We start from the raw sequence: 12,153 nt of genomic DNA, 5'->3' as shown, positions 1-12,153 counted from the left end.
ACCAATCTGACGGCCGAAGCTCAAGTGCGGGTCAAGCGGCGTTCTTGATACGTCATGCCCTGCCGGCCCGGCCCGCCGCGATCGCCCCGAGGTCGCCGTTGGGCTGGTAGGCGACGACGTGGTAGGCGGCTCCGGCGGTGGCATTGGGGTCGGTGTACTGCTCGGTCCGTGTGCCGTTCACCAGCCCGATGCGGTCCACGAGGTGCACGTCGCCCTTGGTGGTGTCGTCGACGGAGACGTACACCTTGGCCCAGGCGGCGCCGGGCGGCGCGACCCCGGTGTACGAGCTGGTGATCCACCGGCCCGCGGTCTCGATCGAGCCGCTGTTGCCGGTGGCCCACCGGGCGAGGCGGACCTTGCGGCTGTCGTAGAACTCGATGCCGGTCCGGGCCGGGCGCTGTCCCCGGCCGGTCGAGACCTGGTAGGACGCCACCGACGTGTACTCGCGGCCGGCGGTGACCGGGACGAGGCGGCCGGCGGCGGCGACGGTTCCGTCGGCCGTGGCGGTCAGCGCGAGCGTCTCGCCCTGTCTGCCGACGGTCGTGGCGGTGACCGGCGTGTACGAGCCGGCGTCGCCGGTGGGCAGCAGGTTGCCGGGGACGACCGGGCTGCCGGTGCGCAGGTCGGCGACCATCCGGCCGTCCCGGAACACCCGGTATCCGGCGATCGGCAGGCCCGCCTGCGGGTCGCTCTCCTGCCAGGTGACGGTGCCCGCGGTGACGACGGGATCGCCGGGCGCGGACGGGACGGCCGGGCCGCGGTAGGCCTGGCCGATGACGCCGGTGACCGTGTTGGTCGTGCCGCTCGCGCTGGTCAGCGCGGTGGCGCGGACCGTGGTGGGCGCGTTGCGTCCTCCGGTCTGGATCCCGAACCAGGTCGTCGGGCGGCGGTGCCTGTCGTCGATCCGGTCGGTGATCGTGTTGCCGTAGACGCGGTCGCCGACGCCGATGCCGATCGCGATGCCGCTGGTGTCGAAGATGCCCGCGCCGGTGTTGTACTCGTGCGAGCCGCTCGCCCCCGCGTTCTCGATGAGGTTGCTGGTGACCGTGTCGGGTGTGGTCTTGAGCCGGTCGGCCTGTCCGATGATCAGGACACCGGTCTCGGCGGACCGGACGATCGTGTTGCCCTGGATGACGTTGCCGCCGCCGGCGCGGGTGACGTGCTCCTGGCCGGTGTAGTCGCCGTAGCTGACGGTGATGCCCGCGTCGAACGAGTCGACGATCCGGTTGGCGGTGACCGTCGAGGCGCGCGGGTTGGTGATGTCCCTGTTGTTGCCCACGGGCTCGTAGCCGCTGTTGGACTGCAGCACGATGTGCGCCCCGTAGAGCAGGTTGCTGGTGATGGCCGCCTCCGGCACGCCCTCCATGTAGAAGGTGCCGTAGTCGGACACGTCCCGGGCGTCCGCGACGGCCCGGTCGGTGAAGACGGTGTTGTTGCGGATCGTCGGGCGCAGCGAGTTGGTGAAGTCGATGCCGTTGCCGCGGATGGTCCGGTCGAACTGGTTGTGCTCGATGACGACGTTCTCGTTGCGGCCGCCGCCGATGTTGTCCTCGTCGCCGGACTCCGCGCCACCCCAGTTGTCGAACCGGTTGTCGACGATGCGGACGTCCTTGGCGTCGTACACCCAGATCTTGAAGTATTCGACGTTGGTGATCCGGACCTGGCGCACCGTCCAGCCGTCGCCGGGCGCCACGCCGCCGCCGGTGTTGGTGGTGGCGCCCGCCCGGCTGCGGAAGTCGCAGTCCTGGCCGGGCCGGGCCGGCAGCGCGGCCGGGGTGGGTGCGCCGGCGCCGGCGCGGCAGTCGCCGTTGACGGTGAGGTCGGCGACCAGTTGCGTGCTGCCCGCCGATTTGACGTCGTTGTGCCGGACGATGCTGCTGTACTGCCAGTTCGCCGGGATGCCGGGGTCCATCCGCAGGACGGTGGCGGTGATCCCGGCGCCGCGCAGGCTGACGTACGGCGGCAGCCGCAGGCCCTTGCTGAGCAGCCACTCCCCCGCGGGCAGGAACACGGTGACAGGGACCGGGCCGCCCGAGCGGACGGTGCCGTCCGCAGCCAGGCCGGTACGCACCCGGGCCGCCTCGATCAGGTCGGTGAGCCGGGTGTGATTGACCTTGCTGTCGGCGACCGGCGCGGGCGCGGTGAGACAGTTCGGGTCGGCCGTGCACCCGGCAGCCGTCAGCGGGGCCGGGCTGACCGTCGCCGCCAGCGAATAGGCCAGTGGGTAGCCGGGTGGCGGGTCATCGCCGGACCGTGCCGGTGCGGCCAGCACCGGCACGGTCAGCAGCGACAGCAGCCCGGCGCCGACGGCACGGCGGACAGGCGGGGCGAAAACCGACATCCTGGACGACTCCATGGCCGTACAGTCGGCAGCCGACCTCAAGATCCGCCGAAACTCGGCGCAGGATCCGGTCAACCCCGGTGGGGTGGTGGGGTTTCCACTCTCCTGCGAGCGGCCGATCGGCAGCGACTCCCGGTCCGGGTGCCCGATCGTGGCGGTGGCCGCTGTGCGCGGTGGCGGAACCTGGCCGACTGGCCTGTCGCCGGGCCGGCTCGCGCGGTCGCGGGAGCGGGGCCTGCTGTGAATCGGCTCAGTCGGTCTCGGCGCGGGCGAGGGTCTGCCTGGTCCGGGTGGCGAGAGCGGTCAGGTCCGCGGAGGGGCCACGAACCTCGGTGAGGATCTCGATGGCGGCCAGCAGGCTTTCGAGAGCGATGACGTACTCGTCGAAGGGATCGTCGGCCTCGAAACGATCGAGTAGGACCGTGAAGTCGGCCACCACGTGGTCACTGTGCCGGGCGGCGCGTTCCGGATCGCCGTTGCGCTGAAGACAGCGGGCCGAGTCGATCATTGCGCGGCCGACGAAGGCGTAGGACTGGCCCAGCAGCCGGGTGACGATGCTTCCCACCAGCATGTACCCCCGCTGCTCCAGCTGCGGGTCGGGCTGGGCGGCGAACCGGGCGGTGACCGCACGGGCAGCGGTGGCGAGGGCGACCCCGTCCACCCATTCCTGCGATCCCTCGGGGGCACAGGGCATCTCGCCCCGGCGCCGGACGCACGCCTCGGCCGCGGTCGACAGGGCCGTGGCCGCTTCGAGGAGCAGGTGGAAACGGACCCTCCCCGGCTCCTGCGAGGCGACGGCGAGACGGGCCACCTCGAGCGCCACGGCGACGTCCTCGGTGCCGCGGGTCGGCTCGCCGCGCCCGGCTCCTTCGAGGAGGGCTTCCGCCGCCGCCCGCTGGTCTGCCGACGGCCACGGGGGATCCTGGTCGACGGGGAGCCCGAGTTCGAGCCGGTACGACATCCAGGCCAGGGGGTCCTTGACCGGGTCCGGCTCGTTCGCGGGGTTTCCGGACGAGGCCCGGACGACGCCACCCTGGACGCGGTCCAGGGCGAGTCGGGCGTCGTCGAACGACAGGGCGAACCGCTCGGTCAGCACGGCGAGAACCTCACGACGGCTCAGACCGTCGCCGTCCGCCGCTCGGAGGAACCGGACGAGGGCCTGCGCCGTCGTCCCGCGAGCCAGGCGTACGGCAAGATCATCGGTCCATTCCACGCCCCCATGATCGCTCACCGAGCGTCGGCCCTTTCACGCCCCGTGATCGCTCACCGATCGTCGGTCCTTTCACGCCCCGTGATCGCTCACCGCGCGACGGCCGGGTGAAGCGACATCACCGGCGGCCGGCCCGTGCGTTGTCCAGGGCACAGTCATCCCGCCGGCGAGAGGAACATCCCGATGACGGTCGCGAAGGTCGATCACCTCACGGCACGGCGTCTGCTGCTGGAGCATCTCGACCGGCATCCCGGCCGTACCGTGAATGACGATCTTGATCCGGTGGAGGCCGGGATCGTCGGCGACGCCGGTCACGCGGTCGGGGGCGACTCCTACCACCTGGGCCGCGACCACCTCCGGGCCGGGCGGGACCGGTATTCGGTCGACGAGTCGAGCCGGGACCGGGACGGGCTCGACGAGCACGCGTCGGCCATGGACATCGGGTTCTTCAGGGTCGCCACGCCGCGCGGCGCCTTCGACCTGTACGACTTCAACGCCTGGCTGATCCCGCTGTGCACGGCCGACGACCCGGACACCCGTGACCTGCGGGAGGTGATCTACAGCCCGGACGGCCGGACGGTACGCCGCTGGGACCGGCTCGGCCGGCGCACCACCGGCGACGACAGCCATCTGACGCACACGCACCTGTCGGAGCATCGCGACGCCGACGGTCACCGCATGATCCGGCTGGCCCGGCGGTGGCTGCGGCACATCGGGCTGATCCCTGAGGAGGGCACCATGACCAAGGCCGAGTTCCTGACGATGCTGAAGGACCGGGAGGTGCGGGCCGCGCTGGCGGGCGCCATGTTGCAGACCGACGGCCTGATCCCGGCGCCGCCCGGCAACCGCAGCAAGGACGGCAGCCTCAACACCCACTGGTCGCTGGCGGCGTACGCGCAGTGGACGTACCGCCATCTGCTCGACGCCCGTGCCGCGGTCGCCGGTCTCGCCACCAGGGACGGTGTGGACGAGGTCGCGCTGGCCCGGGCACTGGCGCCGATGCTGGTGGCGGCCCTGCCCGGCGACCGGGACGACCTGACCGCGGCCGAGCTGCAGCAGGCCATCGTGGGAGCGCTCCGCGAACTGGCGGCGCCGGCACCCGCCATCTGACCCGCACCGGCACCCGCCGTCTGACCCGCACCGGCACCATCCCCGGGCAGCAAGGATCACTTCGCGGCGGAACGGGAGTCGGGGGACCAGATCGCCGCGGTGATGTCTCTATCGGGGCGCGGCCGCGGTGAGCCGGATCGGGGCGTAGCGGGTGCGCCCGGCTCCGGTCGTGAACGCCCAGTACCGCTCGCCGAAGGACCAGTGCCACCACTCGGTCGGGTAGTTGACCAGCCCGGCTGAGGTGAGGGCGGCGACGAGCGTACGCCGGTGCTGCCGTGCCCGGTCCGGGATGTTCAGCGCGCCGGTGAAGCACGCGTCGGCGCTGGCGATCGGGGTGGCGTCCACCTCGGTGCCCATGTCGATCTCGGTGCCGTCGTCGGCGCACAGGGTCAGGTCGACGGCGCCGCCGGTGCTGTGCGGGGCGACGTGCACCGGTGAGACGAACTTGGTGGCCTCCACGTACACCCGGTCGGCGTCCCATTCGGGGTGCCGCTGTCCCAGCTCACGCAGGTAGCCGTCGAAGATCGCCTGCTGCCGGTCCAGAGGACGATAGCCTTCGATGATCAGGAACCGCAGGCCGGCGGGCAGGGCCGCCTGGGCGTCGAGCAGCCGCGACACCACGCCCTCACGCAGGTGGCCGAACGCGCCGTCGGAGTCGGCGTAACGCCGGTCGAGCCGCAGGTCCGGGATCCGGCCCACGTCCACCAGGGGCTCACCGGACTCGCCCGCCTCGATGGCGTCGATGCGACGGTCGGACAGCAGAACGAAAGGCTCGGGGGCATGCGGCTCCATCCGTGGGCGGATTCCTGCGGTACCTTGCGGCACTCGATCGTTTCGGCGCAACTCGCCGGTGGGTAAGGGACGCCGTTGTGACGGCTGGGCGTTTCCGGGGGTGGGCCGCGGCGGCGTGGCGGCGGCTGCGGCATGCCGGCTGGGTCGAGCACGTGATCCGGGCCGGGCGGCGCTACGACGAGGCCGACGGTGGACGACTGGCCGCCGCGGTGACGTACTACGCGTTCTTCGGCACGTTCGCGGCGTGGCTGATGGGCTTCGCGGTCTTCGGGTTCGTCCTGGACGACCCGGAAGTGCTGCACGCGGTGGAACACTACCTGGCCCAGGACCTGCCGAACGTCGACGTGGCGGCGTTGCGGGACGCCCGTACCACCGTCGGGGTCGTCGCTTTCGTGGGTCTGCCGGTCACCGGATGGTTCTGGACCGACGCGTTCCGCTCGTCGATCCGCCGGATCTGGGAGCTGCCCGAGTACCCGGGCCGGCTGGTCGCCCGGATCCTCGCCGACCTGGCCGTGCTCGCCGGCCTGGGCGTCCTGCTGGTCGCGTCGGTGTCGGTGGCCTACGCGACGACCATCGTCGCGGGCCGCATCACCGAGGTCACCGACGCCGGTGACACCCTGTCGCAGGTGGCGCTCGAGGTGGTCGGGTTCGTGGTCGGCGGTGGCGTCACCACCGCTCTGGCGTTCGGCGCGCTGGCCGGGCTGCCGCGGGTGCGGATGTCGTGGCGCCGCCTGATCGGCCCGGCGCTGATGACCGGTGTCGCGGTCGAACTGCTCAAGACCATCGGCGGCTTCTACGTGCGGGCGGTCGAGGCGAATCCGGTGTACGGGCTGGTCGCCGGCTCGGTCGGCCTGCTGGTCTTCCTCAACGCCGTCAACCAGGTGCTGCTGTTCGCCGCCGCGCTGACCGCCACGAGCGCCGTCGGGCGAACGGTCGACCTGGCCGCGACACGATGATCCCCCGCGCCACACTCGTTCATGTGGCGATGAGGTTGCGCTCACCGGGAGTTCTTCTGCGGCGGCGACGGTGGGTGCCATGACCGTCACCACCGGGTCTGCGCTGCTGGAACGCGCGCAACCCGCCAAAGACCGCCCGTTGCGGCACTTCGGCGTCAGCCTGGGGCACCTGACCGAGGGCTCCGCCGAGGCGTGGGTTCGCTCGCTGCGGCTGCCCGCCGACGCGCAGGCCTGCACCCACCCGGCCGAACTGCCGTTTCCGCACGTCGCGATCAGTGTGGCGCTGCCGGCCGGTCTCGCCCTTCCGGCCGAGGTCGCGGGCACGGCGTTCATGCAGGCCGCCATCGCGGCCGGTTCGGCGCACGCCGCCGGCCGGTCCGGCCGGGCGATCCATTACCGCGGTCGGTCGACGTCGTCCGGCCGGGTCACGGTGGGCGAGGTGCTTTCCACGACCGATATCGTACGGGTGAACGCGCGCGACACCCCGGCTGAGGCAGACGACGTGCTGGAGGCGGGCCGCGGGCTCACCCCGCACTGGATCGCCGGCGAGCTGACCGTCCTGGCCGAGCGCCGCCCCGACGGCCTGCTGGTCCCGCTGCCCGGTTTCGCCCGCTGACCACGGCCCGGCGCCGGCGGCCCCGCCGTGACGGCCCGGCTCCGGCGCCCCCGGCCGTCACGGCGGGCGGCACAATGGCGCGGTGAAGCAGCGCCGGCGTAAGAAGTTGCAGCGACGACTGGTCGAGGCGGCCACCTGGGGGACCCCGCTCGACGTGGGTGGGCTGTTGCGGGCCGGCGCCGACCCGGATGCGCCGAACCCAGAGGGCACCACGCCGCTGTACGCGGCCAGTGTGCACGGTGTGGCCGAGAACGTCCGGGTGCTCACCGGCGCGGGCGCCGACCCGGGCCGGGAGAGCGGCACCGGCGCTGAAGGTCTGCCGTTGTGTGCGGCCGCCTGCTGGGGGCACGACGCGGCGGTGCGGGCGCTGCTGTCAGCCGGTGCGGATCCCCGGCAGCGTGAGGACGGCGGGCTCGGGCGCACCGCGCTGGAGTGGGCGGAGGCCGGCGGGCACCAGCGGGCGCTCGACCTGATGCGCGCCGCGATCGGCTAAGCGCGCAGGGCTTTCAGCAGCCGCGCCGACCGGGTGTCGTCGTGGGCGGTGAGGCGGGCCAGCAGGTCGGTGGTGGTGCGGGGCCAATCGTCGCGGGTAAGCAGGGACTTGACGCTGATCCCGTCCTCGCCCAGGTCGAGGGTGGCGGCGGCCTCCTCCAGGCGCCGATGGTCGAGGCCCGCCGCGGCGAGCTCGCGGCTGCCGTCGTACCCCTCGGCGTTGTCGGTGGTCAGGTGGGGGTAGGCGGTGGCCACCCGGTAGGTGGCGAGCATGGCGATCAGGAGGTCGTCGGTGCGCCGGGCGCCGCCCCGCTGCCGGGCGATCTGCTCGGACTCCAACGAGATCCACAGGGTCGGTGCGGCGGCGTACGGATAGGGGTTCTTGAAGATCTTCTGAAAGAGGAAGGCGCGCAGGCCGTTGCCGCGGAAGCGTTCGCGCCCGATCATCCGGTCGCGGATCGGGCGCAGGTCGGCGCTGACCGGATCGGTCCGTGGCGGGATGTCACCGCCGGCCGCGGCCGCGCGTACCGTCTCGGGGTCGATGCCGCAGGCCCGCAGGACCGCCGTCGCCCGCGCACGGTCGTCACGGAGAACGGCGAGGAGAAGGGTCTCCGGCCGGCATTCCCGGCCCGGGGACTCGCGGGTGGCGTGCAGCAGGGCGGCCGCGGCGCCGTCGGTGACGCGGAGGGCCTTCGGGAGCACGATCTCGGCATCCGGTTGCGCGACGCCGTCGGGGCCGTTCCATTCCTTGTCGCATTCACGGACCACGTGGACGGCGACGGTGGGCGTGACGTCGAAGGCGTCCAGGATCCGGGCGATCGACGGGGCCGCCGTGACGAGCCCGGCCAGCAGGTGCGCGGTGCTGATCTCGTCGCCCAGACCGGCGGCGAGGTCGAGTGCGCTCGCGGTGCGAATGGTGGGATTGAATTCGAGGGCCATGCCGAAAATGCTAGATCCGCGACCCTTTCCTCCGGCTCTGCTCACGGTTCGACATTCGTGGTCGCCGACCTATATCCCTGGATATACGGTGACGCCTCACGACGGCGGAAGCCATTCGTAGTGGGTGGACGTGGTGATCTCGTGGAATCCGCATCGGCGCAGGACCGGGGCGCTGGCCGGGGACGCGTCGACGTGCAGCAGCCGGTAGCCGCGGGCCACGGCCTCCCCGGCGCGGGCGGCGATCATGGCGCGGTAGAGGCCGCGTCCTTGCCAGGCGGCCAGGGTCGCGCCGCCGAGCAGGGCGGCGAAGTCGGTGCCGGCGTCGTAGACGGCCAGGGCGCTGCAGACGACCCGGCCGTCGGCTTCGGCGACCAGGATGGTGATGTGGCCGGGGTCGGCCGTCACCCGCGCGGCGAGGTCGTCGGCGACCCAGGAGCAGTCGGTCCCGAAGACCGCGGTCTGCAGGTCGGCGATGCGGCGCAGGTCGGCGGGCTCGTCGACCTGCCGCAGTCGCACGCCGTCGGGCAGCACCGGGTCGGCGGCCACCTCCGCGGCGACGCCGATCAGCACCGTCGACGGCCTCTGCGGCAGGAACCCGGCCGCGACCAGGCGTTGCGGAAGATCCGTGGGCAGGTCGTGGGCTCGGACCTTCCACTCGACGCCCTCGCCGCGGGCCCGGAAGTAGTCGCGCTGGCGGGCGATCAGACGGTCCAGTTCGTCGCCGGTGACACCGGTGTCGCGGGGCGCCCGGATCCGTCCCACGTGCCCGCCGACGATGCGCAGCACCGGGCCGTCGTGCTCGTAGGTCATGCCGGCCGGGACGATGCTGGACGGCATGCGCATCTGCTCGTCATAGGCGGCCAGGAGCGTGGCGGTGTCGACCATGCGCCCATCGTGCCGCCCGCGGTCAACGAGCGCGATCGCCGCCCCGGGGGCGGATGCCGGAACGCCCTCACCCGGTGGGGACGCCGGGCTTCCGGGCGCCCGCGATGCCGCTCGCGCCGACACTCCACGACGTGCGGATCAGCGGAGGTCGTTTCGGGCCGCCACGGGCGGGCATTTGACCGTCGACGATGCCGAGACGAGGAGGCAGCATGCCGCGAGTTGGACGGCAGCGCGGTCGGGTGGCGGAGCGCGGCACCGCTCGACGGTCCTGAATGGCCTGCCGCGAATGCGCACGACCTTGACGCGTGTCCTCGAGGTTCAGCCGCCTGTCGGTTTCGCACACACCATCGCGGTGATCGATTCCGAGGCGACGGTACGGGCGCGCCTTCTTCCGGAGATTCACCGCTCGATCGAGGGGGGCGTCCCGGTGCTGATGGTCGTCAGCGACCCGATCGCCGGCCTGGTCCGCGCCGATGTCGGCACGCACGCCCCCGGCATCGTGTGGGGTGATCCGGCCGGTTTCTACACGCGGCTCGGGGCCGCCTTCGAGTGCTTCCGCCGGTATCTGGCCGATCGGCACGCCGCCGGCCAGCCGGTTCATGTCGTCGCCGAACCGGAGTTCGCCGACGACGTCGCCATGGGCACCGCCGTCGACCGGGCCCGCGCGTACCTGCCCTACGAGTCGGTGTGCAACGAGACGTACGCGCCGTACGGATCCCCGGTGACCTGCGTATGGGACACCCGGCGGCATTCTGCGGCGATCATCGAGGAGGCGCGCAACGTTCACGGCCACGAGCTGACCGAGGGCGGGCCGGTCCCGTACGCCGGCTATCGCGCACCCGAGGACTACCTGGCCGGCCGCGCCCAGCTGCCGCCGCCGCAACCGCCGGTCGTCGTCGACCATGACGTCGGTCTTCATCAGCTCGCCGACCTGCGCGCGCTGCGCGCCATGATCGCGGGGTGGACCGGGCGCCACGGCTTCCGGGATGCCGCCGCGGAGGACGTCGGTGTGGCGGTGACCGAGATCGCCACCAACGCGTTGGTGCACGGCGGCAGCCCCGCTCGGGTGCGGGCCTGGCACGACGACGGCGTTCTCGTCGTTCAGGTCGACGACGCGGGCGGGCGGCCGGTGTCGCCGTTCGCCGGTTACCGGCGTCCGGAGGTCACGTCGAAGGTCGGCGGCCGTGGGCTGTGGCTCGCCCGGCAACTGGCCGACACGGTCGATGTGCACAGCGGGCCGGGCGTCACCAGCGTACGGCTGCGCTTCCCGCGGGAGATCATGCACCGAGACGCCGGGTGAGGTCGGCCGGGGCTCGTCACGGGTGGGGCAGGCTCAAGGTCGCCCAGACGGTCTTGCCGCCGGCGCCGAGCGAGTATCCCCACGTGGTGCTGACCGCCTCGACCAGATGCAGTCCCCGCCCGGCCGGCCCGGTGGAGGGATGGCGGACCGGCGCCGGCGGTGACGCGCTGCCGTCCTCGACGGCGAGATAGAGGCAGGCCGGGCGCAACGCGATGTGCAGCGTCATGGTCGTGTGGGCGTGGTCGAGGACGTTGCTCACCAGCTCACTGGTGATCAGGGTCGCCGGCCCGGTGAGGTGGCCGAGGTCCCAGCGGACGCAGGCCTCGGTGACGAGGTCGCGGGCGTGGCGTGGTGCGCCGGGCAGTGGCGGCAGGCTCTCGACGAGGGCGTGTGCTGTGTGGCCGGCGCCCTCCGGAGCCGTATCGGACGCGTTGAGCGGCACGGGGACCTCCCGCTGGTTTCGGGTCGAGGACTGCGTTGTCGACGGTCGCACGCTTCCGGCAATCTACCGCAAATCGACGCACGAAACGACGCAAACTGGTACGAGCTGACCGAAGAAGAGGCGCCGCGGTGACCGACCGACCACGCCCGTACGAGGCTCTGCTCGGACCAGGCCCCGCGAGGCCTGGTCCGCGTCGGTCGTTTGGGTGGATCCCCGGGGGCACTTGGCGGCTAGCAGGGTCAGGATGAGGAGGACGGCATGCCGTTCGAGCAACAGGTCGCGATCCTCGGCGGTGCCCGCACCGCGGGTCCCGACCTGGAAGAGCTCGACCCGATCGCGGAGCGCTACGCACGGGAACGCGAGGGCGCCGACCGGGTACGGGCGAGCCGGTTACGCGACGAGATGATCCGGGTGGCGCTGCCGATGGCCGCACGTCTGGCCCGCCGCTACCGGGGCGGCACGGAACCGCTGGCCGACCTGGAGCAGGTGGCCCGGCTGGGACTGGTCAAGGTGGTCGATCGCTACTCCCCCGAGCGGGGCTCCTTCACCGCGTATGCGGTGCTGACCATCGCCGGAGAGCTCAAACGTCACCTGCGGGACCGCAGCTGGGCCGTACACGTGCCGCGCCCGATGCAGGAACTGGCGATGGCCGTCACCCGGCACGAGACGGACCTGACCCGGGAGCTGGGCCGGCGGCCGACCGACGTCGAGACGGCGCGGCGGGCCGGGATCACCCTCGCAGCGCTGGACCGGGCCAGGCAGACGGCGAGCAGCTACCGCTCGGTCTCGCTCGACACGCCGGTCGGTGACGGGGACGCCAGCTTCGGTGACATGTTCGGTGAGGTGGACAGCGGTGTGGAGGCGCTCGCCGACCGGCTGACGGTAGCCGATCTGATCGCCTGTCTTCCCGAGCGGGAGCGCCACGTGGTGCTGTCGTCGTTCTACGGCGCCCGCACCCAGGCCGACATCGCCGCCGAGCTGGGCATCTCGCAGATGCAGGTCTCCCGGATCCTGTCGCGCACGCTGACCTGGATGCGCGAGGGTCTGCTGACCGACCGGGTGCCGCGCTG

Annotated in this window: 12 protein-coding genes and 1 pseudogene; 7 read left to right on the top strand and 6 right to left on the bottom strand. The window is 72.4% G+C overall.

Features of this window, described 5'->3' with window-relative positions:
- Positions 1 to 52: 52 nt before the first annotated feature.
- Positions 53 to 2,341 (bottom strand): right-handed parallel beta-helix repeat-containing protein, encoded by a 2,289-nt coding sequence (locus ACQPZW_RS20805; protein WP_433796572.1) that lies wholly within the window; start codon positions 2,339 to 2,341, stop codon positions 53 to 55.
- A 13-nt stretch (positions 2,342 to 2,354) separates the two neighbouring features.
- On the opposite strand from ACQPZW_RS20805, the gene ACQPZW_RS20800 reads away from it, so the two are divergent.
- The gene (locus ACQPZW_RS20800; protein WP_433796571.1) at positions 2,355 to 2,585 is read left to right on the top strand and encodes a hypothetical protein; all 231 of its coding nucleotides are present in this window, start codon (positions 2,355 to 2,357) and stop codon (positions 2,583 to 2,585) included.
- 6 nt (positions 2,586 to 2,591) lie between these two features.
- Here the strand turns inward: ACQPZW_RS20800 and ACQPZW_RS20795 are convergent, their stop codons facing one another.
- Positions 2,592 to 3,554 (bottom strand): hypothetical protein, encoded by a 963-nt coding sequence (locus tag ACQPZW_RS20795; protein WP_433796570.1) that lies wholly within the window; start codon positions 3,552 to 3,554, stop codon positions 2,592 to 2,594.
- A gap of 180 nt (positions 3,555 to 3,734) precedes the next feature.
- Between ACQPZW_RS20795 and ACQPZW_RS20790 the strand changes: the two genes are divergently transcribed.
- Positions 3,735 to 4,661 (top strand): hypothetical protein, encoded by a 927-nt coding sequence (locus ACQPZW_RS20790; protein ID WP_433796569.1) that lies wholly within the window; start codon positions 3,735 to 3,737, stop codon positions 4,659 to 4,661.
- A 108-nt stretch (positions 4,662 to 4,769) separates the two neighbouring features.
- Here the strand turns inward: ACQPZW_RS20790 and ACQPZW_RS20785 are convergent, their stop codons facing one another.
- A complete protein-coding gene (locus tag ACQPZW_RS20785; RefSeq protein ID WP_433796568.1) occupies positions 4,770 to 5,453 on the bottom strand; it encodes a M15 family metallopeptidase in 684 nt (227 codons plus the stop codon).
- A 77-nt stretch (positions 5,454 to 5,530) separates the two neighbouring features.
- On the opposite strand from ACQPZW_RS20785, the gene ACQPZW_RS20780 reads away from it, so the two are divergent.
- From ACQPZW_RS20780 to ACQPZW_RS20770, 3 genes are all read left to right on the top strand, one after another.
- Complete coding sequence (locus tag ACQPZW_RS20780) at positions 5,531 to 6,409, top strand: YihY/virulence factor BrkB family protein (RefSeq protein WP_433796567.1); 879 nt, start codon at positions 5,531 to 5,533, stop codon at positions 6,407 to 6,409.
- Positions 6,410 to 6,488: 79 nt separating this feature from the next.
- The gene (locus tag ACQPZW_RS20775) at positions 6,489 to 7,025 is read left to right on the top strand and encodes a hypothetical protein (RefSeq protein ID WP_433796566.1); all 537 of its coding nucleotides are present in this window, start codon (positions 6,489 to 6,491) and stop codon (positions 7,023 to 7,025) included.
- Positions 7,026 to 7,107: 82 nt separating this feature from the next.
- Positions 7,108 to 7,518 (top strand): ankyrin repeat domain-containing protein, encoded by a 411-nt coding sequence (locus tag ACQPZW_RS20770; RefSeq protein WP_433796565.1) that lies wholly within the window; start codon positions 7,108 to 7,110, stop codon positions 7,516 to 7,518.
- Here the strand turns inward: ACQPZW_RS20770 and ACQPZW_RS20765 are convergent.
- Both ACQPZW_RS20765 and ACQPZW_RS20760 read right to left on the bottom strand, forming a co-directional pair.
- Positions 7,515 to 8,456: a Clp protease N-terminal domain-containing protein gene (locus ACQPZW_RS20765; RefSeq protein WP_433796564.1), complete on the bottom strand. Its 942-nt coding sequence runs from the start codon at positions 8,454 to 8,456 to the stop codon at positions 7,515 to 7,517. The genes ACQPZW_RS20770 and ACQPZW_RS20765 overlap by 4 nt on opposite strands.
- A gap of 96 nt (positions 8,457 to 8,552) precedes the next feature.
- Complete coding sequence (locus ACQPZW_RS20760) at positions 8,553 to 9,341, bottom strand: GNAT family N-acetyltransferase (RefSeq protein WP_433796563.1); 789 nt, start codon at positions 9,339 to 9,341, stop codon at positions 8,553 to 8,555.
- Positions 9,342 to 9,693: 352 nt separating this feature from the next.
- Between ACQPZW_RS20760 and ACQPZW_RS20755 the strand changes: the two genes are divergently transcribed.
- Positions 9,694 to 10,641, top strand: coding sequence for an ATP-binding protein (locus ACQPZW_RS20755; protein WP_433796562.1), 948 nt, complete (start codon positions 9,694 to 9,696; stop codon positions 10,639 to 10,641).
- Between the two features lie 16 nt (positions 10,642 to 10,657).
- Here ACQPZW_RS20755 and ACQPZW_RS20750 read toward each other — a convergent pair whose 3' ends face one another.
- A complete protein-coding gene (locus ACQPZW_RS20750; RefSeq protein WP_433796561.1) occupies positions 10,658 to 11,083 on the bottom strand; it encodes an ATP-binding protein in 426 nt (141 codons plus the stop codon).
- A 258-nt stretch (positions 11,084 to 11,341) separates the two neighbouring features.
- Between ACQPZW_RS20750 and ACQPZW_RS20745 the strand changes: the two are divergent.
- Positions 11,342 to 12,067 (top strand): annotated as a pseudogene (locus tag ACQPZW_RS20745) (sigma-70 family RNA polymerase sigma factor); the annotation flags it as partial.
- Between the last annotated feature and the right edge of the window lie 86 nt (positions 12,068 to 12,153).

It is taken from the genome of Actinoplanes sp. CA-252034 (assembly GCF_050956125.1).
Lineage (GTDB): Bacteria > Actinomycetota > Actinomycetes > Mycobacteriales > Micromonosporaceae > Actinoplanes.
Note: the sequence above shows the minus strand (reverse complement) of the source record. Positions and strands in the feature narration are given on the sequence as shown.

What these genes read in the sequence shown, in the direction of transcription:
- ACQPZW_RS20800 (WP_433796571.1), top strand. Translation starts at nt 2,355, where the DNA reads ATGGCCGTACAGTCGGCAGCCGACCTCAAGATCCGCCGAAACTCGGCG.
- ACQPZW_RS20805 (WP_433796572.1), bottom strand. Translation starts at nt 2,341, where the DNA reads ATGTCGGTTTTCGCCCCGCCTGTCCGCCGTGCCGTCGGCGCCGGGCTG.
- ACQPZW_RS20785 (WP_433796568.1), bottom strand. Translation starts at nt 5,453, where the DNA reads ATGGAGCCGCATGCCCCCGAGCCTTTCGTTCTGCTGTCCGACCGTCGC.
- ACQPZW_RS20775 (WP_433796566.1), top strand. Translation starts at nt 6,489, where the DNA reads ATGACCGTCACCACCGGGTCTGCGCTGCTGGAACGCGCGCAACCCGCC.
- ACQPZW_RS20790 (WP_433796569.1), top strand. Translation starts at nt 3,735, where the DNA reads ATGACGGTCGCGAAGGTCGATCACCTCACGGCACGGCGTCTGCTGCTG.
- ACQPZW_RS20765 (WP_433796564.1), bottom strand. Translation starts at nt 8,456, where the DNA reads ATGGCCCTCGAATTCAATCCCACCATTCGCACCGCGAGCGCACTCGAC.
- ACQPZW_RS20760 (WP_433796563.1), bottom strand. Translation starts at nt 9,341, where the DNA reads ATGGTCGACACCGCCACGCTCCTGGCCGCCTATGACGAGCAGATGCGC.